This is a genomic window from Aquimarina sp. ERC-38 (assembly GCF_026222555.1).
GTDB lineage: Bacteria > Bacteroidota > Bacteroidia > Flavobacteriales > Flavobacteriaceae > Aquimarina.
On sequence record NZ_CP098511.1, the window covers coordinates 1,968,476 to 1,993,380 of the forward strand.

Annotated in this window: 15 protein-coding genes; 10 read left to right on the top strand and 5 right to left on the bottom strand. The window is 35.2% G+C overall.

All coding sequences use genetic code 11. The features are described from left to right. The first annotated feature begins 231 nt into the window (after positions 1 to 231). The 6 genes from NBT05_RS08270 (at position 232) to NBT05_RS08295 (ending at position 6,155) form a co-directional block, all read left to right on the top strand. Positions 232 to 918, top strand: coding sequence for a TetR/AcrR family transcriptional regulator (locus NBT05_RS08270; protein ID WP_265773014.1), 687 nt, complete (start codon positions 232 to 234; stop codon positions 916 to 918). Further along, on the top strand, positions 911 to 2,578 hold the full coding sequence (locus tag NBT05_RS08275; RefSeq protein ID WP_265773015.1) for a peptidase domain-containing ABC transporter: 1,668 nt from the start codon (positions 911 to 913) through the stop codon (positions 2,576 to 2,578). Before NBT05_RS08270 ends, NBT05_RS08275 begins: the two co-directional genes overlap by 8 nt. A 3-nt stretch (positions 2,579 to 2,581) precedes the next feature. Next, the gene (locus NBT05_RS08280) at positions 2,582 to 3,943 is read left to right on the top strand and encodes an HlyD family secretion protein (protein WP_265773016.1); all 1,362 of its coding nucleotides are present in this window, start codon (positions 2,582 to 2,584) and stop codon (positions 3,941 to 3,943) included. Positions 3,944 to 4,024: 81 nt separating this feature from the next. Then, positions 4,025 to 5,473 (top strand): TolC family protein, encoded by a 1,449-nt coding sequence (locus NBT05_RS08285; protein WP_265773017.1) that lies wholly within the window; start codon positions 4,025 to 4,027, stop codon positions 5,471 to 5,473. Positions 5,474 to 5,621: 148 nt separating this feature from the next. Then, positions 5,622 to 5,852 carry an addiction module protein gene (locus NBT05_RS08290; protein ID WP_265773018.1) on the top strand — a complete coding sequence of 77 codons (231 nt, stop codon included), beginning with the start codon at positions 5,622 to 5,624 and terminating at the stop codon, positions 5,850 to 5,852. Then, positions 5,853 to 6,155 (top strand): type II toxin-antitoxin system RelE/ParE family toxin, encoded by a 303-nt coding sequence (locus tag NBT05_RS08295; protein WP_265773019.1) that lies wholly within the window; start codon positions 5,853 to 5,855, stop codon positions 6,153 to 6,155. A gap of 63 nt (positions 6,156 to 6,218) precedes the next feature. On the opposite strand, the gene gcvP is transcribed toward NBT05_RS08295, so the two are convergent. Beyond that, positions 6,219 to 9,083 carry an aminomethyl-transferring glycine dehydrogenase gene (gcvP, locus tag NBT05_RS08300; RefSeq protein WP_265773020.1) on the bottom strand — a complete coding sequence of 955 codons (2,865 nt, stop codon included), beginning with the start codon at positions 9,081 to 9,083 and terminating at the stop codon, positions 6,219 to 6,221. Between the two features lie 321 nt (positions 9,084 to 9,404). Here gcvP and NBT05_RS08305 point away from each other — a divergent pair, with 321 nt between their 5' ends. After that, positions 9,405 to 10,220 carry a hypothetical protein gene (locus NBT05_RS08305; protein ID WP_265773021.1) on the top strand — a complete coding sequence of 272 codons (816 nt, stop codon included), beginning with the start codon at positions 9,405 to 9,407 and terminating at the stop codon, positions 10,218 to 10,220. Between the two features lie 38 nt (positions 10,221 to 10,258). Here NBT05_RS08305 and NBT05_RS08310 read toward each other — a convergent pair whose 3' ends face one another. The 4 genes from NBT05_RS08310 to NBT05_RS08325 form a co-directional block, all read right to left on the bottom strand. Further along, a complete protein-coding gene (locus NBT05_RS08310) occupies positions 10,259 to 10,525 on the bottom strand; it encodes a hypothetical protein (protein WP_265773022.1) in 267 nt (88 codons plus the stop codon). Between the two features lie 3 nt (positions 10,526 to 10,528). Further along, positions 10,529 to 11,083, bottom strand: a complete 555-nt coding sequence (locus NBT05_RS08315) for a sigma-70 family RNA polymerase sigma factor (protein ID WP_265773023.1) — start codon at positions 11,081 to 11,083, stop codon at positions 10,529 to 10,531. Between the two features lie 302 nt (positions 11,084 to 11,385). After that, on the bottom strand, positions 11,386 to 13,413 hold the full coding sequence (locus NBT05_RS08320) for a M3 family metallopeptidase (RefSeq protein ID WP_265773024.1): 2,028 nt from the start codon (positions 13,411 to 13,413) through the stop codon (positions 11,386 to 11,388). Between the two features lie 1,069 nt (positions 13,414 to 14,482). Next, positions 14,483 to 15,892 (bottom strand): DASH family cryptochrome, encoded by a 1,410-nt coding sequence (locus NBT05_RS08325; RefSeq protein ID WP_265773025.1) that lies wholly within the window; start codon positions 15,890 to 15,892, stop codon positions 14,483 to 14,485. 558 nt (positions 15,893 to 16,450) lie between these two features. Between NBT05_RS08325 and ppk1 the strand changes: the two genes are divergently transcribed. The 3 genes from ppk1 (at position 16,451) to NBT05_RS08340 (ending at position 24,270) form a co-directional block, all read left to right on the top strand. After that, entirely contained in the window at positions 16,451 to 18,469 is a 2,019-nt protein-coding gene (gene ppk1, locus NBT05_RS08330) for a polyphosphate kinase 1 (RefSeq protein ID WP_265773026.1), read from the top strand. A gap of 126 nt (positions 18,470 to 18,595) precedes the next feature. Continuing rightward, on the top strand, positions 18,596 to 19,159 hold the full coding sequence (locus NBT05_RS08335) for a type 1 glutamine amidotransferase domain-containing protein (protein WP_265773027.1): 564 nt from the start codon (positions 18,596 to 18,598) through the stop codon (positions 19,157 to 19,159). A gap of 134 nt (positions 19,160 to 19,293) precedes the next feature. Further along, a complete protein-coding gene (locus NBT05_RS08340; protein WP_265773028.1) occupies positions 19,294 to 24,270 on the top strand; it encodes a translocation/assembly module TamB domain-containing protein in 4,977 nt (1,658 codons plus the stop codon). Positions 24,271 to 24,905: the final 635 nt, after the last annotated feature.

Below are 24,905 nucleotides of genomic sequence, written 5' to 3' on the forward strand. Positions count from 1 at the left end.
GGTATACCTACTCGACTGTTTCTACTATAATTATAGTTGATAACTTACACTTAATTTCATAAAGTTAGCTTGACTATAAATAACTTTCAATAGGAAATTATATCAGTAAATTGCTTCTAATAGCAGGTGAATTAACCTATAAATCTGGTGACAATACTAATAGCGTTAAATGGAAGTTAACGTATTATAACATAATAGTAATACTATTATATTTGCGATTTAAACTATACAATGAAGTATTTGCTACAACAGCTGAAAGTTCAAATTCCGGATAAGATTTATGTCAAAGACCCGGAATCTTCTGCTTTAGGCAAAAAGATTATTAAACACAGTATTTTACTCATTGATACCTATGGTTTTGAACAATTTAATTTTAAAAAATTAGGCACGGAAATAGGTTCTAATGAAAGTTCTATTTACCGATATTTTGAAAATAAACATAAATTACTATTATATCTAACTTCCTGGTACTGGGGATGGTTAGAATATCAATTGGTTTTTAATACGCATAGTATTACTAATTCTAAAGATAAATTAAAACGAAGCATTGAAATTTTAACCCGATCTATAAAAGAAGATTCGTCTTTTTCACATATTAACGAGGTGCTACTTAGTCAAATTGTTATCAACGAATACTCTAAGTCTTATTCGACTAAAAAAGTAGATGTGGAGAATAAAGCAGGTTATTATTCTATTTATAAACGATTAATTGTTCGAATTAAAGAATGTATTGAACTTTGTGATGATACGTACCCTTTTCCTATGAGCTTAGCAAGCACCATTATTGAGGGGGCTTTACATCAACATTTTTTGAGAGAACATTTTTCATCATTAACAGATTGTAGCCAGTCCATAACACCCACTCGTTATTTTCTGGACATGTTAGAACGCATACTTAATATAAAATTTGATGGCTAAAAGTATTTTAACTTCCTGGCAGCGATTTCTTCGGCTTTTGCAAGTTGACAAAAAGGATATTTATCAGACCTTTTACTACGCCATATTTGCCGGTTTGGTCAATTTATCGCTTCCATTAGGGATTCAGGCAATTATCACATTATTACAAGGTGCACAAGTGAGCACCTCCTGGGTGGTACTTATTGTATTAGTGACCCTTGGGGTAATTTTTGTAGGGGTGTTGCAGTTGATGCAAATACGTATTATTGAAAATGTACAACAAAAGATTTTTACCCGGGCCTCTTTTGAATTCGCATATCGTTTTCCGAAAATTAAAATGAGCGAGCTTCAAAACTATTATCCACCTGAATTAGCAAATCGTTTTTTTGATACCCTTACCGTACAAAAAAGTTTGTCCAAAATTCTAGTAGATTTTCCGGCAGCACTTTTACAAATTATATTCGGACTAATTTTATTATCTTTTTACCACCCGTTTTTTATTATTTACGGACTTTTACTTATTCTTTTAATATACATTGTTTTTAAATATACGGCAGTTAAAGGTTTAAATACCAGTTTAAAAGAATCTAAAAGTAAGTATAAAGTAGCACATTGGTTACAAGAAATTGCCCGGACTATCGTCAGCTTTAAACTTTCCGGAAAAACCAATCTGGCATTGACTAAAAATGACCATCTGGTAGATGATTATTTAAAAGCAAGAGAAAGCCATTTTAAGATTTTGATTTTGCAATATAGTCAGATGATTGGGTTTAAGGTATTGGTTACCGCTGGGTTGCTATTAATTGGTGGAATACTCGTTTTAAATCAACAAATGAATATCGGACAATTTGTTGCTGCGGAAATTATTATCCTATTAGTAATTAGTTCCGTAGAAAAACTGATCGTAGGTTTGGAGTCCTTTTATGATGTATTAACTTCTCTGGAAAAATTAGGTCAGGTGGTAGATAAAGAGCTGGAACCACAGGGAGGAGAACAACCGTTTTATGAAAACGAACACTTTAAATTGGAATTAAAAAATGTAAGTTATAAAGTACCTGGAAGTACTAAAGATATTTTGCATGGTATTAATTTATCAATCACCGAAAAATGTACCATGTTAATTCAGGGGCCAGCTGGTTCAGGTAAGACTACCTTATTAAGGTTAATTGCCGGATTGGTGCTCCCGGATAAAGGTTCTATCTACGTGAATGATGTCTCGTTACAGGGGTTGCATCTTAACGAATATCGATCTTTATTAGGACAATCCCTTACAGAAGAGTCTCCATTTGAAGGAACGATCCTCGAAAATCTGACTTTTGGTGATCAATCCATTTCCAGGGAACGGGTATATTGGGCCTTAGAAAAGGTAGGGTTATTAGACTTTGTCAAAGAACAATCTGCCGGGTTAAATATGGTTTTATACCCGGAAGGAAAACAGATACCATATACCATATCAAAAAAAATCATCCTGGCCCGAAGCATCGTAAGAGAACCTAAATTACTTATTTTAAAAGATCCACTTGATCAATTTAGTCCGCAGGAAGCAGAGCGAATCATGAATTTTTTAACTTCGGGAGAACGTTCATGGTCACTGGTGGTTGTCAGTCAGAACCCTAGATGGGTTTCTAAGTGTGGTCGTATTGTTTTAATTGAAGATGGTAAAATTATTAAAGAAGGATAAGTTATGCTAAATATTTCAACAAATAATGTTACTAATATTACGGATATCTCCGAGTATAGTGCAGTACAGCGAGTTTTTCATAAAGACCATTTTAAGTACTTTAATCGTTTTTTGATTGTATTTGTCATTGTGCTGATTATCATTCTATTTCTACCCTGGACACAGAATGTACAGGCAAAAGGATATGTAACGACCTTAACTCCGGGACAACGTCCACAGACCTTACAATCCCCCATACCAGGCCGTATTGAAGAATGGTTTGTGCAAGAAGGAGATTTTGTCAAACAAGGAGATACAATCTTACGGATTTCTGAGGTAAAAAATGAATATTTTGACCCGGACCTGGTTCAGCGTACCGGGCAACAATTAAAGTCAAAAGAATTATCTGTTTTTTCCTATTCGGAAAAGGTAAACGCCCTTGAAAATCAGATTAGTGCATTAAGAAGGGAACAAAAACTAAAGCTAGAACAGGCACAAAATAAACTAATGCAATCCAAATTAAAGGTAATTAGTGATAGTATCGACCTAGAAGCTGCAAAAACCAATCTTACCATTGCAGAAAGGCAATTTGAACGTACCAGTCAATTACAGGGAGAAGGCTTAAAAGCAGTGACGGATGTAGAACAAAAACGCTTGAAATTACAAGAAACACAGGCAAAATTAGTTGCACAACAAAATAAATTACTTGCCAGTCGTAATAACGTACTTAATGCTGAAATTGATATTAATCGGCTTCAAGCGGAATATGCAGAAAAAATTTCAAAAGCCCAAAGTGATAAGTTTACCGCCCAGTCCAATGGATATGACAGCCAGGCACAGGTGAGTAAATTAGAGAGTGAAGTAACTAATTACAAGATTCGAAATGGTTTGTACTTTGTACAGGCTCCACAAGATGGGATGATCAATAAAGCCATCCAATCCGGAATAGGGGAGACGTTTAAAGAAGGAGATCCTCTGGTACGTGTTATGCCTACCAATTATCAACTTGCCGTAGAAATGTTTGTTGATCCTATCGATTTACCGCTTATGCATATAGGAGAAGATGTCCGGATTCAGTTTGACGGATGGCCGGCTATTGTATTTAGCGGATGGCCTAATGCCTCTTATGGAACCTATGGAGGAGAGATTGTTGCTATTGAAACCTTTATTAGTGATAATGGCAAATACCGTATTCTGGTTTCGCCGGACGAAACGGATCATGAATGGCCGGAAGGGATCCGGGTAGGTTCCGGAGCTCAGACTATGGCATTACTAGATGATGTACCCATCTGGTATGAAGCTTGGCGAAGATTAAATGGATTTCCGGCTAATTATTACCAACCTGATGTTGCAGATGTTAAAACAGAAAAGAAAAAAAAGAAATAAAAGGTATACACGTAATTCAATAGTATAACCGGTTATTAGTATCAACCGATTTTACTATACTTAAAATGTAAACAACTTAGAATGTTCGGAATGCTCTTAAAAAATCAAATAAAACAGACGATCTTACAGATAGTTTTCTTTGTTGTTTGCGGTGCAATCCCCGGGTTATTTGCACAAGAGGAACCCAAAGAAGTTTTAACCTATAAAGATTATATGAATCAGGTTAAAAAGTTTCATCCGGTAGTAAAACAAGCAAATTTATTAACGGATATTGGAGATGCTCAGGTGCAACAGGCGCGAGGTGATTTTGATCCTAAGTTAGAAGCATATTACGATCGTAAGGATTTTAAGGATATTGAATACTATGACATTCTAAATGCTACCTTTAAGATTCCCACCTGGTTTGGGGTGGAGTTAAAGGCTAATTTTGAGCAAAACCAGGGAGAATTTTTAAACCCGCAATTAAATGTTCCGGAAGAAGGTTTATTTGCAGCGGGCGTATCCGTTCCATTAGCTCAGGGTTTATTAATTAATAAGAGGATGGCTTCCTTAAGAAAAGCAAAGTTTTATCGGGAGCAAAACAGGGCAGACCGCGATTTATTAGTAAATGAAGTGCTTTTTGAAGCATCTTTAGCCTACTTTTCCTGGTTACGTTATTATAATGAAACCCAGATTTACGAAGACTTTTTAGAAAATGCTTCTGTACGTTTAACGGGTATTCGGACGAGGGCAAGATTGGGAGATATTGCCGCTATTGATACCGTCGAAGCCAAAATAGCCGTACAGAACAGGCAGTTATCTCTTGAGCAAGCTAAAATTTCACAGATAAAAGCAGCTTTGGAATTATCAAATTATCTATGGATTCAAGATAATATTCCAGTAGAATTGCTCCCTGATGTAATTCCCGAGCAAAATATTAATCTAATTATTAATAACGAATTAAATTTAGATATTCTGGACAGAGATGCCATTATCCTGGAAAATCATCCGAAGATGCGCTCGCTAGCCAATAAAATCGGTGCTTTGGAAGTAGAAAGAAGATTACAGTTAAATACATTACTTCCTAAAATTAACGTCAATTACAATTTTATAACTTCCACCCCGGATTTGTTAAGTACTTATAATGAAAATAATTATAAAGCCGGAGTTACTTTTTCCTTTCCTTTGTTTTTAAGGAAAGAAAGGGGGAGTTTACGTATTGCAAGATATGAATTGCAAGACCAGGAATACGAACGAACTACGGTAAGCACCCAGTTGACGAACAAGATCGATGCTTCCTTTAATACCCTTGATGCTTTAAAAGTACAATTAGAATTAATAACGGATATCGTTAGTAATTATCAGGTATTACTATCCGCAGAAGAGCGGAAGTTTAGTTTTGGGGAAAGTTCTTTGTTTCTTATAAATTCACGGGAATCCAAACTAATCGATGCCCGTTTAAAGAGCAATGAACTACAAAACAAATACTTTGATACCAAAGCAAAACTGTTCAATAATTTAGCTATAGTCCCCGAAGAAGTAGAGAAATAGCAGTAAAGTGCAATACCCCAAAGGTTTTGTAAACCTTTGGGGTATTTTTCCTAATTTTTCTATTTTTCTGTAGTAAAGTCTTATTTTTAACGAACTAAATATGTAATTTAGGAAATGACAACGTAAATTTTATATATATAACTAAAAAATGAGTGTCCAATATATTTCAGATAGTGAAGGAATTCCTACAGGTGTTTATATACCTTTAGAGGAATGGAACAAACTTAAAAGTAAATATAAAAACATTGAAGTGGAATTAAATGATATTCCTGAATGGCACAAAGCTGAACTTGATCGAAGATTTATTGATTACAAATCTAATCCGAAAGATGTTCTGGACTTTGATGAAGCTATAGATGATATTGACAAGGAGTTGTAAATGTACAAATCTATAATACTGCCATTAGCAAAAGAAGATATTAAAGAGACTGCAAAATGGTATAATAAGCGGCAAAAAGGTTTAGGGAAAAGGTTTACAAAAGAAGTCCGTAAAACTGTAAATTATATTTGTAAAAATCCTGAAAGCATTACAATTCGTTATAAGAATTATAGAACAGCAATTGTAGATGTTTTTCCATACATGATTCATTTTATAATTGATAGGGATAATAAAAAGATAATCATAATTGCTGTATTTGCAATGGCAAGAAATCCGAAACACTGGGGAAGAAGGATAGAGTAACGGTTAAAGTTAAGACCCCAAGGTTTTCAAAACCTTTGGGGTATTTTTCCTAATTTTCCTTTATTAAGCTTCTACCATTTCTTCTTCCTCGTAGGCTTCAATTGGAATACAAGAACAGATCAGGTTTCTATCACCATAAGCATCATCTACCCGTCGTACCGAAGGCCAAAATTTATTATCAGCTATATAAGGCAATGGATAGGCTGCTTTTTTTCTGCTATACGGAAAATCCCATTGATCTGCTACTAGCATCTGCAATGTATGCGGAGCATTTTTTAGTACAGTGTTCTTATCAGAAGCCTCCGACTCATTAATTTCTTTGCGGATGGCAATCATAGCATCACAAAAACGATCCAGTTCTTCTTTACTTTCGCTTTCGGTAGGTTCGATCATCATAGTTCCGGCTACCGGAAAGGAAACCGTAGGCGCATGAAATCCATAATCCATAAGACGCTTGGCAATATCTGTTACTTCAATACCTTTTTCTTTAAAAGGGCGGCAATCAATGATCATCTCATGAGCAGCACGACCTTTTTCTCCGGTGTATAATACGGAATAATGACCGTCCAGCCGCTGTTTTATGTAATTAGCGTTTAAAATAGCATATTCAGTAGAAGCTTTCAAGCCTTTTGCTCCTAGCATTTTAATGTAAGCATACGATATTAAGCAGGCTAAAGAAGAACCCCAGGGTGCAGCAGAAATAGCGGTAATCGCTTGTTTTCCTCCGGTAGTAATCACTGGATTGCCAGGTAGAAAAGGTACCAGTTGCTCAGCAACGCAAATAGGTCCTACACCAGGACCACCCCCTCCGTGAGGAATAGCAAAGGTTTTATGTAAATTTAAATGGCAAACATCTGCTCCGATAGCTCCGGGATTGGTCAATCCTACCTGAGCATTCATATTAGCGCCGTCCATATACACCTGTCCGCCGTAATCATGTATAATTTGAGTAATTTCTTTGATAGCAGATTCATACACCCCGTGGGTAGACGGATAAGTTACCATTAAAGCTGCCAGGTTATCTTTGTGTTTTATAGCTTTTTCCCTAAGGTCTTCCACGTCAATATTACCTTCTTCGGTAGCTTTAGTAACCACTACCGTCATTCCTGCCATGACGGCAGAAGCAGGATTAGTTCCGTGTGCCGAAGATGGAATTAAGCAAATATTACGGTGTGTATCGTTTCGAGATTCATGGTACGCACGGATCACCATCAGACCTGCAAATTCTCCCTGCGCACCCGAATTAGGTTGTAGCGAAGTGCCGGCAAAACCCGTCACTTCATTTAGTTGCACTTCCAGTTCTTTTAATACCTGTTGATAGCCTTCTGCCTGATCAACTGGTACAAAAGGATGAATATTATTCCATTGCGGGTTACTTAAGGGTAACATTTCAGCTGCTGCATTTAATTTCATGGTACAAGAACCTAGCGCAATCATGGAGTGATTTAATGATAAATCTTTACGTTCCAGTTTTTTAATATAGCGCATCAATTCCATTTCAGAATGGTAGGTATTAAATACCTCATGTTCCATAAAGGAAGTGTTCCGCCCTAGGTTTTCTGCAATATACATTGTATCAACAACTTCTGAAATTGAATGATTTTCTTTATCAGCTACGCCCGTAAAAATTTCCAGAATTTGATTTATGGAAGATATTGATGCTACTTCGTTTAAAGAAATAGAAACGGTATGTTCATCCGGGTAATAAAAGTTGATCGCACTACTTTCTGCTTTTTCTTTTATTTTAAGCGCATCTGCTTCAATTTGCAACGTATCAAAAAAGTTTTGGTTCTTAACTGTAAATCCTAGTTTTTGCAAAGCATTGGATAAGGTAGCAGTCAGTTTATGTACTTTTTCCGCGATATAATTTAGTCCCTTAGGACCATGATAAACTCCGTACATTCCGGCCATAACTGCAAGTAATACTTGAGCCGTACATATGTTAGAAGTAGCTTTATCCCGTTTAATATGCTGTTCACGGGTCTGTAAAGCCATTCGTAACGCCCGGTTTCCATCCGTATCCTGGGTGACTCCGATAATTCTTCCCGGAATATTTCGTTTATAAGCTTCACGTGTTGCAAAAAAGGCTGCATGAGGACCTCCGTATCCTAAAGGTATTCCGAATCTTTGAGTGGTACCTACGACTACATCTGCGTCAAAACTTCCCGGGGATTTTAAAACTACCAGACTTAAGATATCTGCTGCTACAGCCACTTTAATTTCAGAAGCATGTGCGCTGGCGACAAAATTAGCGTAATCATAAATTTCGCCTGTCTTACCGGGGTATTGTAATAAAGCACCAAAAAATTCAGTTGAAAAATCAAAAGTAGTATGGTCGCCTAGCACCAATTCGATATCTAACGGGGTTGCTCTTGTTTGTAATAAAGAAAGGGTTTGGGGTAACACTTCTTCAGAAACAAAAAATTTGGTAATAGTATCTTTCTTTTGCGCACGGCTACGTAAGCTGTACAACATGGTCATTGCTTCTGCTGCTGCGGTACTCTCGTCTAATAAAGAAGCATTAGCCAGTTCCATTCCGGTAAGGTCACAAATCATGGTTTGATAATTCAGCAAGGCTTCTAGACGACCCTGGGCAATTTCTGCCTGATAAGGGGTATAAGCAGTGTACCAACCTGGGTTTTCTAAGATATTACGTTGTATGACCGCGGGAGTCGCGCACTCGTGATAACCTAGTCCAATGTAACTCTTAAACACCTTATTTTTAAGGGATAATTGTTGAATATGAGCTGCAAATTCCTGTTCGCTCATAGCCTTATCCAGTTGTAATTCTTGTTTTAAAAGAATATCGTCCGGTATGGTTTCATAGATAAGTTGATCCAAAGAACTCGCTTTAATGACCTTAAGCATTTCTCTTTTATCTTCTTCTGAAGGGCCTATATGACGTTTAGCAAAAGAATCCGTATTCATAGCAACATTGAGTTTTAGTAAAACACAAAATTACATATTAAAACCGTAAACAATTCATAATTAATATTTACAATTATATGAAGTGATTTAAACTTTTCTCAATTGGCTACAAAATGTTTCCCAAACTGAATTTAGGACATGCTTTTTCACTTACTTTTTATCATTTTTAAGTTCTGTAGCCACGGCTATGCAACTGAAAAATGACTTCAATTAAGTAAAAATACCTATTTTTCGCTTCAATCAGAAAAGCTTAAACCACTTCCACATGTTTTTAACTGCTTTGGCTAGTTATAAACATTAGGATAATAATACCTTTGTTATGTGCGTATTTTGGAAAGGTTTTTTAATTTTTATATTACCAGTAGTCTTCATGTGGCTCTTGCTTGCATTTCTTTAGTTTACTTAAGCTTTCTACAAGTACAAGTAGTACCAGATGTTGCTTTTTTATGGTTTTCTTTAGGCTTGGCTATTTCCGGGTATAATTTTGTAAAATATATTCCCGCGCTTATTCAGCATTTTCATACGGATTATTATAAGCGTAATCGAGGAATACTTTACTTTTCAATGTTTGTAATTATACTAACCAGCCTGCTTTTTTTACAGCTTAGCTTTCCAAAGTATTATATTCTTTTTCCGTTTCTCTTACTTACCTTTATGTACGTGTTTCCTTTATCCGGAACCTGCAAAAATTTACGAACAATTCCTGGAATTAAAATAGTAATTGTAGCTATAGTATGGGTCGGGATAACCTACATTGTTCCTGTCTTTTATATGAATGTGGTTACTATGTTATCTTTTATGGAGATCTTCCAGCGCTTTTTATTAATTCTAATTTTAATGATTCCTTTTGAAATAAGGGATTTAAGCGAGGATCAGGAGTTTTTGCAAACATTGCCCCAGGCAGTTGGGATATTTAGTTCAAAAAAAATAGGATATGTTTTGGTTTTTTTATTTTTGATGTTATCGTTTGCTCAATACGTATGGGAAGCACAAAAATGCTTGCCAGATGTTTTAATGGCTATCGTATTGTTTTTTTCTTTAAAATATACAAAAAAAACCCAGTCGAACTATTATAGTTCGTTCTGGGTAGAAGGTATACCTATACTATATGTAGTGCTTTGGAAATTTCTTCCATAAACCGATCAGATATAGTAAAAAAGATAATGTATGTACTTTTATTTCATAGATTCTTCTTGCAATACCTTTTTCATTTCTTCTTGCATTCTTTCTTTTGTATTAAAATCCAAACTAATCACTTTAGGATTTTTAAAATGCTTGGTCAACTTTCCATTTCTGGATGAATACTTTCTACAAGCACTACAATAGATTAAATGCACATTTAACAAAACTTTCTCTAGAAGCGAAGCTTCTTTGTACTGATTCTTATCACAAAAGTGATTCGCATCATCACAACTTACAAATACTTTTTCTTTCCATTTCATAAACTAAAACCAATTTTTTTCTAGGCACTCGACCATAGAAGTTCTCGCTCTATGGATGATTACCCATAGGTTAGACGCGGTTATATCGAACTCCTTACAAATAACTTCGGTATCAAATTTGTCAACGGTTTTCATTTGAAAGATTCTGGCTTGCTTCTCGGGTAAGGTACTCATACACCTGTAAATTGCAACTCCAAGCTCTTTATTTTCCAGTTCATTCTCTGCAGTTTGGTCAAAAGGGTCTGCAACACGTTCTTCTAGCCAATCAGCATCACTACCATCGTCATTTACGTAACTCATCCGTACTTCGGCTTTTCCTTTATTACTATTTATTTTCCGATAGTGGTCGATAATTTTTCTTTTTAAGATAGATATTAACCAGGTTCTTTCACTGGCCTCACCCTTAAAGTTTTTCATGGATTTAACCCCGGCAAAAAAAGTTTCCTGCACCAGGTCTTTTGCCATTTCAGAATCATCTACGCGAGTAATCGTATAATTGAATAGATAATCACTGTATTTATCTATCCATAGGTTTGGGTTTAAAGAGCTATTTGGCATAATTTTAAATTGAAATTAAAAGGTTTTTAAAAGTACTACTATTTGAACAATAGTTAAAATGGTTTTGTACAAAGTATTATCGCGATCCATAATAATTGGTTAAATACTATCAGGTTTTGTAAGAAATAGCGAATTTAAAAATTTTAATTCCTACATTTTACAATTTCTTTTTGTTTTTTTAAGAATCTTGTTTAAGTAATTATACATTGAAACATACTATTTTAAAAGCTACATTATGAATCCACCAATAGAGTTTTAAACAACTTCCATATTTATTTTTTTTATTATCAAAAATTGTTCCGTTATATCAATCCTGCTCTTTTTAACAAAGCTTCCGGTTTTGGTTCTTTTCCTCGGAAGCGTTTATACAACTGCATAGGGTCTTCGGTACCTCCCTTTGATAAGATGTGATCTTTAAATTTAGTTGCCGTGTCCTTATCAAAAATTCCATTTTCCTGAAAGTAGTCAAAAGCATCTGCATCCAGCACCTCTGCCCATTTATAAGAATAGTATCCGGATGAGTATCCACCCTGGAATATATGCGAAAAAGAAGTACTCATACAGGTTTGAGGTACCTCAGGAAACAGGTCGGTTTGTTTAAATACCTCGTTTTCCTGTTTTTTTACATCTTTAATTCCTTCAGGGTTCCCGGCATGCCATGCCATATCCAAAAATCCAAAGCTTAATTGCCTAAGTGTTGCCATCCCTTCCATAAAGGTAGAAGATTTTTTTATTTTATCAATTAATTCCATAGGAATGGTTTCTCCGGTTTGATAATGTTTGGCAAAAAGTTCCAATGCTTCTTTTTCATAACACCAATTCTCTAATATCTGGCTTGGTAGTTCTACAAAATCCCAGTACACACTGGTTCCGGATAATCCCGGGTAGGTAGTATTAGCCAATATACCATGTAACGCATGTCCAAATTCATGAAACAAGGTAGTTACTTCATTGAAGGTTAATAAAGAAGGTTTAGTGGGAGTAGGCTTGGTAAAATTACAAACAATAGAGATATGAGGTCTGCTATTGATACCTTCTTTTTGCATCTGGGTTTTATATGAAGTCATCCATGCGCCGTTACGCTTACCTGCCCTAGGATGAAAATCAGCATAGAATAAAGCCATAAAATCACCGTTTTTATCTAAAACCTGATAAGTTTTCACCTCTTTATGATAGGTATCTATCGTTGTTATTTCTTTAAACTGTAACTGAAAAAGACGAGAAGCAACTTGAAAAACCCCATCAATCACATTTTCTAATTCAAAATAAGGTTTTAACACTTCGTCGTCTAGAGCATATTTTTCCTGTTTTAGTTTTTCTGCATAATAAGCGCTGTCCCACTTTTGTAACTGATCAATTTGATCTAGCTCTTGAGCAAATTGTTGTAGTTGTTGAAACTCTTTTTCTGCGGCGGGTTTTGATTTTTCTAATAAATCACTAAGAAAAGCTTGTACGGATGCTGGGTTCTTTGCCATTCGCTCTTCTAATACATAATGAGCATGCGATGAGTATCCTAATAGTTGAGCTCTCTGATAGCGCAAATTTACAATCTTAAGTACATTCTCTTGGTTGTCAAAAGCATCCTGATAACATTTGGAACCAAAAGCAATGGATAGTTTTTTACGTAAATCCCGATTGTCCGCATATTTCATAAACGGAATATAACTAGGATAATCCAAAGTAATCAGCCAACCTTCTTTATCCTTTGAACTGGCCAGAGCTTTAGCAGCTTCTTTAGCCCCTTCCGGCAGTCCGTTCAGATCTTTTTCATCGGTGATTAGTAACTCGAAATTATTGGTAGCTGCTAAAACATTCTCACCGAATTTTAATCCTAATTGTGAAAGTTCTTTGTCAATTTTCCTGAGTTTTTCTTTGGCATCCTCAGGAAGTAACGCACCGTTACGGACAAAAGATTTATAATTTTTTTCTAATAATGTCTGCTCTTCGGGAGTTAGGTCTAATTGATCTTTTTGATCAAAAACCGTTTTTATTCTCCGGAATAAGGCTTCATTAAGTGAAATATCGTTACTTAATTCGGCTAATAATGGAGAAACTTCCTGAGCTATTTTTTGAATATCTTCATTGGTTTCGGCACTATTTAAGTTAAAGAAAACACTGGTAACCCTACTTAGTTGTTCTCCGGCATAATCAAGGGCGGCAACGGTGTTTTGAAAAGTAGGGATGTCTTTATTTGTAATAATTTTCTGTATTTCTTCTTTTTTTTGAAAAATAGCCTGTTGAATTGCTGGTAAAAAATGTTCGTTTTTAAGAGAAGAAAAAGGTGCCTCATCAAAAGTATTTGATAGAGGATTGGTATCTAAAGAATTCATAAGTTATATTCTGATAATAATTTCAAAGATAAAACGAATGGTCTTACTAAGGAAAGTTTACAACATAAGTTTAAGATCATTAATGTCCCGGTAAAGATTCAAGACCCGCCTGCGGACGGGCAGGTCGCTATCGCTTTTGAAATCAAGCATCGAGAATAATTATTACTACATTGAAAATCAATATAATGGTAATGATTTAAGCTCTGGTTTAAAATGATGTAGATCATATTTAATTTATATTAATCAATACCCGCCCCAGCCTCAAAGGGAAGGTAACTAAAAGTTCTTTCCTTTAAAAAGGATTTGGGGTAAGATAGATAGCTGTAAATAAAATAGTTAGATCGATTTTATACATATGCACTATTGTAAACTAGAGCCATTATTTACGTTAGAAAATAAATTACTTTTATAAAAGTAAGAAAGTAGCCTACAAATATGTCAAGGTTTAAAATCATTTTATTTTACTCTGCTATATAATCTTTAATTTATTTCAACCGAATACTAATTGTTTATGATAAAAAATGACAAATACAAGACAGAGAAATAACAACTTTTACCTCAAATCGACCAAAAGCAAATAAAAAGGATAAAAAATTTAGATTAACAGTATTTTAATACAATTGTTAATAACTTTTCACTGATTTTTATTGCGTAAACCCCGTAAGATATTACCTTTACCACAGGTTTTAAGAGTAGGGTCTTATGCTGAATTTTTGTGTAATATATTTAAGTTGGTTAATAAATATTGTTATATTCATACGTAAGACCTAACATTAAGAGTCGCTGAGGAGCGGCTCTTTTTGTTTTATGTGAGATCAGTTCTTTAAATTCACTATATTTTTATTTAGGAATTTAGTAAAGAAAACTAAATTTCTATATATTTTTAAAAAGCATGAATACTTGGGGTTACAATTAATTAAAAGATGTATTCTTATTTTTATAGCATCTTATACTTCTAACCCACTCAATATTAAATCTTAGCCCTTTTACATTGTCTCTACCTGGTATAGGTTTTATTCTTTGAGTAATTATAAACTTATATCTTTACCAGATACAAGGTATAACTTAATTATACTTCTAGGGTATCTACCGTTTTTAAAATTCGGTTGATCGAACGATCCCATTTTTTATAGATAGCTACAGGCTTAGGGTAGATGGTTTTTTCTTCTAATAACCACGGAGTATAAATGAGATTAGATGCTACCTGACACAATTCAGGTATCCATTTTTGTATATATTCTTTTGCCTTGTATTTTAAACTTTGGTGAATGGGATTGGTATACCAGATTTCGTAGGCTTGTACGTGCCAGTTCATCCAGTTAGACGTTACATCGTAGTCAATAAGTTTTTGTTCAAAATAAGCAGCACCCCAGGTCCAGTCAATTTGATAATCATGTACTAAAAAACTCGAGCAATTAACACGCCCACGATTACTCATATATCCCGTTTGATTTAATTGTCGCATATGAGCATCTACAAACGGAATCCCAGTCTGTCCTAGACACCACTTTTCAAATAAGTTTCTGTCATTGGTAAAAGGTAATTCTTTACTTCGATACCCTTCAGTTTTAAAAATGGCATTCCCCATCTTCATACCTTTAAACGTAAAATAATCTCGCCACACCAGTTCAAAAACCAACCACCAGGTACTTTGATTTTTTTTGACCTGAGTTTCATATCTTTTAATTTGTTTATAAATTGTACGTGGGCTTAAAGCACCTACTGCCAGATAGGGTGAGAACTTAGAGCTATAATCCATTCCCAGGGATCGATTCCGCGTCCAGCGATATCCTGTCAATAACTCGGTTTCAAAAGTATAATACCGTAGTTGTGCTAATGCATGTTCTTCTCCTCCGCGTAAATAAGGTTTATGACTATCCAATTCTTCAGCTGAAAAGCCTACTTGTTCCGGAGTGGGAAATTCAAATCGTATCTCTCTGTCTACAGACGGAATTTCATCGGGAATATCAAAAGGTGTCCTAACCGTGGTTTCCTTACTTACCGGAATTCGATAAGCTTTACTGGTCAGCGGTATGTCTTGAATTTTAAAAGGGATATCATCAATATGGTACAAAGTCTTACCCCAAATTTCTTCAAAGTCTAAGGTGTCAGGAAGGTTGCTTTTTACTTTTTGAACTACCTTTTGTTCTTCAGGAGCATATTCTTGTTCGGTAAAGATGTGTTGAATGTCAAAATTTTGTACAATTTCCGGGATGATATTTTCCGGATAAGCGTAAACTACGGTAAGTTGATTGTTCTTTTTTTGTAAAGAATCTGATAAATTTTCTAGAGATTCTTTTAAAAAAAGATATCGGTTACTTCCGGTTTTTTTAAGTCCGGCAATATCATTTTTAAATAATCGTGGATCCACACAGTACAAACAAAAAACCGGTTTGCCCAAATCTACCGCACGTACCAAGGTCTCATTGTCATGCAATCGTAGATCATTCTTAAACCATACTAACGTGTTCCCACTCATGCTTACTATTTTGATTCAATTTCAGTAATTTGCACCGGACCTTTGTATGGTAACCGATAAAAGTTGATTTCATTTACAAATGATAAGTATTTATCTTATACAGTCAACATATTGTCTAATAACATTCTTTTTGTAAAGAGGTTATCGTCAATTTTGTACAAGTACAATGATTAAAATTTTCAGAGAATGACTGATTCGCAGAATCGGCAAGTCTATTTAATCGTCCGGAAGATTATATAGTGCCTTTGAAAATTTTCAATTATGATTTTAAACTTTCCTGTCTTAGACTAATTTCCTCTAGTTTAATTAATATCCCCTTAAGAAGATTTTAAATATCATTTGATAAGTTTACAAAACCTACATAGGCGGTAAAAAGTAAATGATTATGAGCTATACTAATATTCAAACGTCACAACTCCAAAAAAATAAATATAGTGGTACACCTTATGTCAAGGGCTTAAGAGAAAAAATGAAAGATACCAGCTACGTAGCCTCAAAAATCTACTGAAACAATAAAGTATTAGAACTATTTAAAGACCTAAATCTGTTTTATTCTCCATGAGTTCAATTAAAAACAAGTATTTTCATCGTGACCTGTCCTGGTTACGTTTTAATCACCGTGTTTTGCAAGAAGCTAAAGATCATCGTAATCCACTATACGAGCGAATTAAATTTCTAGCGATTTTTTCTTCTAACCTGGATGAATTTTTTAAAGTAAGGGTTTCCGATATTCGGAAAATTAAAAATCTGGATAAAAAATTACGAAAAAAATTAATTACCAAGCCTAATAAGCTTTTAAAGAAGATAAAAAAGGAAGTTGCGCAACAGCAACAGGAATTTGGCATTATTTTTAGAGAAAGTATTTTACCAGCTCTTATTGAAAATCAAATTCATTTGATCAATCGTTTTCAATTTACCAAGCACCAGCAAAATTTTATAACGGAGTATTACCAGGAAAAATTAGCGAACAAAGTAACGGTAATACATACCAAGGCTAAAAAAGATGACCTGTTTTTAAACAATGAGGAGTTGTACCTGGTTGGAATTGATAAAAAGGGTAGCTTGCAATCTGTTTTAATCCCCCCGGATAGTAAGCGTTTTGTAGTACTTCCTGAAGAAGAAGGTTCATTTGCCATCACCTTTATTGATGATATTTTAAAATTTGTACTTAAAGAGAAATATGGCATTGACTTTTATGCTATTAAAATTTCCAGGGATGCCGAACTCTATATTGATAATGAATATTCCGGTAACTTATTAGATAAAATTAAAGATTCCTTAGAAAACCGGGAAACCGGGCAAGTTACACGTTTACTAATTGATAAACATGCTTCAGAAAACCTAGTTGAATTACTCCAGAAAATACTGGATGTCAATGATACGGATATAATACAGGGCGGCATGTACCATAATTTTAAAGATTTCTTTACATTTCCTAATCCAAGTCATCAAAACCTTCATCTTAAACCACTTTTACCTTTACCGCACAAAGAGTTAAAACAACAAACAGACCTTTTTCAGACTATTAAAGAAAAGGATCGGTTATTATATTTTCCATACCAAAGTTTTGACCATGTGTTAGACTTAGTGCAACAAGCCGCAATAGACCCTACGGTTACAAAAATTAAAATTACCATGTATCGGATTGCTGCTCAATCCGGAATTGCCGAACTATTATTAGCTGCCTTAAAAAACGGAAAAGAGGTTTTCGCTTTTATTGAAACCAAAGCCCGGTTTGATGAAGAAAATAACATTAAATGGGGTGCTAAATTATCAGATAATGGGGCCGTAGTCAAATATAGCTATCCGGGGATTAAAGTACATTCTAAAATTTTGAGTATTGAGCGTGAAGAAGAAGGTAAACTTATACATTATGCATATATCAGTACTGGAAACTTTAATGAGAAAACCGCCAAAATTTATACGGACTACGGTTTAATGACTGCAAATCCTAAAATAACCGAAGAATTGGAACAAGTCTTTTTAGTGTTGGAAGGAAAGATTATCGTTCCTCGTACCAAGCATCTATTAGTTTCTCCATTTTCAACCCGTACCACTTTTGAAGACCTGGTACGGAACGAAATTAAAAATGCCAAAGCTCAAAAACCTGCCGGAATTACTCTTAAAATAAATAGCTTACAGGATAAAAAGATGATTAAACTCCTCTATGAAGCAAATAATGCCGGAGTACCCATACAGTTATTAATAAGGGGTATTTGTTGTTTAATTCCGGGTATAGAAGGACTAAGTGAACATATTAAAGTATACAGTATTGTTGACCGATTTCTGGAACATGGCCGGGTGTATATCTTTCAAAATAACGGACAAGAAAAAATGTTTATGGGGTCTGCTGATTGGATGACACGTAACCTTGACCATCGTATCGAAGTAATTACACCTATTTATGACCCAGACGTTGCCAAACTAATAAAGGGCACCCTATCTTTACAGTTTAAAGATACAGTTAAAAGACGTGTAATTGATGCGGAACAAAGCAATGACTATTACTCAGAGGATGCCTCTGCACCTGAACAAATACAATCCCAAGTTGCTATATACGAACAATTAGCCAAATAATATATGAATTTATCCGTAGTAACCAGATGTTTTTCAAGTCAAGAAAGCTGGTATATGAACAAAAAGATCATGGCGCAACCTTCTAATTTTGCAGTGAAAATTAAGTTTAACGATAAATTTTAATAAATGCAATTGAAAGGAAAAAATATAGCCATTTTAGCGACAGATGGATTTGAAAAATCAGAACTTTTTAAGCCTCATCAACAATTAAAAGAAGAAGGGGCAAATGTACATATTATTTCGCCGGAAGAAGGCGAAATTAAAAGTTGGGATAAAGACCATTGGGGAGAAACTGTTACTGTAGATAAAACAATAACTAGTGCTAATGAAGCTGACTATAACGGATTGGTATTACCGGGAGGCGTAATTAATCCTGATAATCTTAGAATTAATGAAGATGCTTTAAGTTTTATCAGAAGTTTCTTTAAAAGCGGAAAGCCGGTTGCAGCGATTTGCCATGCTCCCTGGTTACTTATTAGTGCCGGAGTGATAGAAAACCGTGATGTTACCTCTTTTAAAAGTATTAAAGAAGATGTAGTAAACGCAGGAGCTAACTGGCACGATAAAGAAGTAGTAGTGGATAGTGGTTTAATTACCAGCCGTAACCCAGATGATTTACCGGCTTTTATTAGCAAAATAATAGAAGAAGTAAAAGAAGGAAAACATGAAGAACAAGCAGTAAATGCATAGTGCTATAACATATAGTTTACCGTAAATTCTTACAAATCCCGGTTATTAGCAATAGTCGGGATTTGTAACATCTATAACCTAATAGAACTAACTGAAAACTCCTACATCTAACTGCTCACAAGTCAAATAAAATAATGACCGATACGAAGAAAAAAACAAGAAGTAAAACAGCTAAGTGGATTCGGGGCTTTGCTATTGCCATGCTGTCTGTTTTGGTTTTTTTTATCGTTCTAGTCTTATTTATACGTAGTGAATGGGGGCAAAATTTAATTGTAGATAAAGCCCTTGCATACATAACGGATAAAACCAATACTAAAATTACAGTTGATAAAATTTACTTGACCTTTGGTGGAAATATTTTTATTGACGACCTGTACGTAGAAGACACTCAAAAAGACACCTTACTATACTCGCATTCTCTGGAAGCATCCATTGGACTGATACCTCTTGTACAAGGAGAAGCTTTTGAACTTGAAGAATTACTTTGGAACAAAGCAGTAATTAATATCAAACGTCCGGAAGGGAAGGAGGATTATAATTTTCAGTTTTTGATAGATGCTTTTGTCACTCCGGATACCGCTACAATTAAAGAACCCGACACTACCGAAAATGCCTTAGCCATACAAATAGGATTAATCGACCTGGAAGCGATTCGAGCCACCGTAAATGATGCCGAAATGGGACTTACCGCTCGGTTAAATCTAGGGAAATTTGTAGCAGAAGCAAAAAGCTTTGACCTGGATAGTATGGCGTTTGTCCTTGAAGAAACCCTTCTTGAAAATACCAACCTTATTTACAAACAAACAAAACCTTTTCCGGTCCCGGAAGAAGAAACAGAAACCTTATTACCCATTATTGAAGTTGAAGATATTGAAATTTCAAACGTGCAAATTATTTATGATGTTCCTCCGGATAACTTATTTGCCGATGTGGATGTAACCGAATTGCTTATCGAAGACCCGGTACTGAATTTAAGAGACCAAATCATAAAATTAGAAGCTTTAGCTATAAGTAATACAAATATCGCTTATAAAAGTATTACAAAGCCAATTGCCGAACCTGTAGAAAATGACACTCAAGAAACTACCAAAATTACCTGGCCAGAATGGGAAGTGGCCTTAGAAGACATCAATATTTCTAATAGTAACATCACCTTAATTCAATCGGATTCCATTACTGCTCCGAACCAGTTCAATCCCGGAAACCTTTCGCTACTAAATTTACAAATTTCAATTCCCGAAGTACAATTAAATAAGGATGAAGCAAATTTGGCTATAGAACAAATTGCTTTTACGGAGAAAAGTGGTTTTCAATTACAAAATGTTCAATTAAATGCTAGCGTTACTCCTTCTCGATTAGACCTATCAAAAATAGTAATAGCCACTGGAAATAGTAGTATTAACGGAAAAGTTCAGGCTAGGTTTAAAAGTTTGGAACAACTAGCCAATCAACCGGAAGCCACGCAATTATCTTTAAAAATTCCGGAAATTAAGGTGGGTATGGCAGATGCTTATTACTTTCAGCCTGCTTTAGCTGAAAATCAATATATTACTTTAATCGCAAAACAACCGGTAAACGGGCAGTTATTCGCATCCGGTACTTTACAAGAAGTTCAGCTTACCAATACGCAGGTTCGTTGGGGAGCAAAAACACAGTTGGCCGTATCCGGTATTTTTACAAATCTGACTACTCCGGATTCTTTACAATACAATATTGATCAACTTAATTTAGTCAGTCGTAAATCGGATTTTGATCCGTTTCTTAAGGAAATTTCGTTACCCATAACAATTCCGGATACCCTACAACTCACCGGAGATGCTCGAGGAACACTAACTTCTTTACAGACAACCATGCAGTTAACTTCTTCTGAGGGAGATGTTGGAGTTAATGGAACTTTTGACTTTGGAGACGCTATTGCCGTAGACAGTAGAATAGATGTTGAAAACCTACAATTAAATAACCTACTTCAAAATCCGCAACTTGGCAAACTATCAATTACCGCCGAAGCCAAAGCTTCCGGAGCTACTGTGAATGAATTGAATGCAATTTTTACCTCTAGAGTAGAAGAAGTTGATTTTAATGGCTACACCTTTAAAGATTTTAACCTAAATGGGAATATAGAAAACGGAAACGGAACCATTTCCGGTACGTATAAAGATGACTATCTAAATATGAAATTAGATAGTCAGGTTGTTTTAGATTCTATCTCACCAGAAGCTACCGCTACTATTGAAGTAATTGGTGCAGATCTAAATGCTTTAGGGCTTACTCAAAAAATCATTAAAACCCAATTTACAACAAATGCAGGTTTTAAAGGTTCAGCTGATGGATTTGATGCTAATGTAACTATTGATAATATTACCGTAGTGCACAATCAGGATTCCTATTCAGTAGATCCTATAAAGGCTAAGGCTTTTGTGACCGCGGATACTACAGACGTATGGTTGAATAGCCGTTTTTTAAAAACAAATTTGGCATCTAATGCAGATATTGCCACCACCACTGGAGCCATTACCCGGCAGGTGAAACAATACATCAGTAATCAAAAGATTAAAGATACTATTCCCGGAACGGTACAAGTGGCTTTTGAATTAGGGTTTAAAGAAACCCCGGTGCTAAGTGATGTTTTTTTAAAAGGTCTTAAAAATTCTGATACAGTACTGGTCAAAGCCTCCTTTGATGAAAACAAAGAACACTTAAAATTGCAAGCAAGTGCTCCATCACTCAGCTATCTGGATGGAACTTTAGATAGTCTCAAACTGGATGTAAATGGTAATCAACAAGAATTGGATTTTACCCTAGACTGGGCGGGGATTACCTACGATCCTGTAAATATCCAGGAAACTACTATAAAAGGAGAAGTGCGGGATCAGATATTATACGTAGCCTTTGATTCTTTTGATAAAGATGAGGCCGTAACCAGTGTAAAGTCCGAGCTTAAATTACGTAATGATACTTTATATTACCACCTTAACCCGAATTCTTTAGTTTTAGAAAAAAGCCCCTGGCAGATACAAGCGGGCAATGAAATACGTTACACTGATAATCATATTTATGTTAAGGATTTTACTATCAGTAAGGAGAATAAATCTTTTACCATTGCTTCCGGAAAAAACAGTACTAAAGAAACTTTGGAATTTCTTTTTAAAAATTTAGAATTAGGAGGATTGACTAAGTTTTTAAACCCGGAACAGCGTCTGGCTTCCGGTACGCTTAATGGAGAAGTAATTATTGAGGATTTATTTAATAAAACCGGTTTAGTAGCAGATATTACTATAGACCAGTTAGCGGTAACTGAAGTTCCTTTGGGCACCTTTTCTCTAGATGCAAATAGTAAACAGTTTAATAATTACGACCTGGACGTTTCTTTAAAAGGAAGTCAAATAGATATGACTACAACGGGTAATTATAAAGCCTCTACGGGAAATACTACCATTGACCTGAATTTTAATCTGAATAAATTAGATATGAAATTGGTCGAACAACTGGCAGAAGATGCTATTACCGAAGCCTCCGGGAGTATTTCGGCACAGGCACGTTTTACCGGACCTTTACTTGAACCCAATTATAAAGGTAGTTTTAATTTTAATAAAACCTCCATCACCGCAGCCATTTTAGGAACTCCGCTTTCCCTATCGCAGGAGAAAGTAACTTTTGATAATACCGGGATTTTTCTTGAACAATTTACCATTACGGATGTTGATAACAATCCTTTAGATATTAACGGGAATATTGGAACTAAGACTTTTGCCAATCCTACTTTTGACCTTTCGGTTAAAACCAAGGATTTTACGGCAATTGATGCTAATGAAGAGGATAGTAATTTATTTTATGGAAAAGTCAATTTTTCATCAGATATAAAAGTCACCGGAGACCTGGAAATACCAAAGGTAAGAGGAAGTCTTTCCATCTCAGAAAACTCTAATTTTACTTTAATCATTCCTGAAACGGAAGTCAGCATCAAGGAGCGAGAAGGGGTTGTATTATTTGTCAATAAAGAAAATCCGGATGCTATTTTAACCCGTACCGAAGATATAAACTCACAAGCAGCACAGATACAAGGTTTTGATATTGAAGCCAAATTAAATATAGGGGATCAATCCCTTTTTAAGATTATTATCGATCAAAGAACCGAAGATTACTTTCAGGTACACGGTAACGGGGATTTTCAGTTTGGGATGAAACCTAGTGGGCAGATGAATCTGGCGGGGCGGTATGATATTACCGATGGTCAATACAAGGTAAGCCTTTATAATCTGGTAAAACGAGAGTTTGACATCGCTTCCGGAGGTTCCATTGTCTGGAGTGGTGATCCTTTTGAAGCCCAATTAAACGTACGTGCTATTTATGAAGTCGAGGCCAATGCAGCTGGGATTATGCGATCTGCCGTAGATGCGCAACAATTTAATCGGGATCTGGATTTTCTGGTATATTTAAATGTAAACGGTGAGTTATTACAACCCGAGATATCTTTTAATCTAGACCTTCCGGAAGGGGAAAGAGGTTTTGGCGGTGGTGCTTTATATGGAAAAGTTCAACAATTGAACGAACAAGAAGCCGAACTGAACAAACAGGTATTTTCTTTATTGGTATTTAATAGGTTCTTCCCGGAATCCGGATCAGATGGGAGTTCAGGAGGACCTGCTTCTATTGCCCGGGATAATGTAAATCGGGTGTTGTCCGGACAGCTAAACAGTTTTTCAGAAAAGTTACTAGGGGATTCCGGTATTGCTTTAGACTTTCAATTGGACAGTTATAACACCTACCAGAACAATTCTGCTACAGCCAATACCGACCTGGCTATTAACGCAAAGAAAAAATTATTTGACGACCGCTTGATTGTACAGGTAGGAAGTTCAGTCAATGTAGAGGGAAACCGACAAGCCGGACAACAAAGTTCTCCGATTATCGGAAATGTTGCTTTAGAATATCTCTTGACAGAAGATGGTAAATACCGTTTAAAGGGCTTCCGAAAAAACGAATTTGAAAGCGTAATTGACGGTCAGCTGATTGTGACTGGAATCGCTTTTATATTTAACCGGGAGTTCAACCGTTTCTGGGAGCTATGGAAGTCATTAGGTATTGTGAAAGAGGATGAAGAGGGGAATTAGGAATTAATTAGTTATTAGTTTAGAGTTATGTAAGTGTATATATCAAGTTTTATGCTATGAAGTATTAAGTCCAAAGTATTAAGTTGGTAATAATACATATCATTACTAATGCCTTTTGGCTAGTGCCTAATAAACTAAAACGGAGGGCTGAGGTTCTCGAAGCCCGGTTTATTAAGTTCAGAGTTATGAATCTAGAATTAGGAATTATGAATGCAGAATTATGAATTATTTAGTTATGAGTTATGAGTTTAGAGTTATGTAAGTGTATATATTAAGTTTTATGCTATGAAGTATTAAGTCCAAAGTATTAAGTTGGTAATAATACATATCATTACTAATGCCTTTTGGCTAGTGCCTAATAAACTAAAAATGAGGGCTGAGGTTCTCGAAGCCCGGCTTATTGAGTTCAGAGTTTTGAATCTAGAATTAGGAATTATGAATTCAGAATTATGAATTGTTTATCTATGAGTTAGGAGTTTAGAGTTATGTAAGTGTATATATTAAGTTTTATTTGTATGAAGTGTAAAGTCCAAAGTATTAAGTCAGATGTGAATATTGCAACTAGTGCCTTTTGGCTATTGCCTAATAAACTATGCTATGTAAATGGAAAATATAGAAATGACTAATCAACTCAA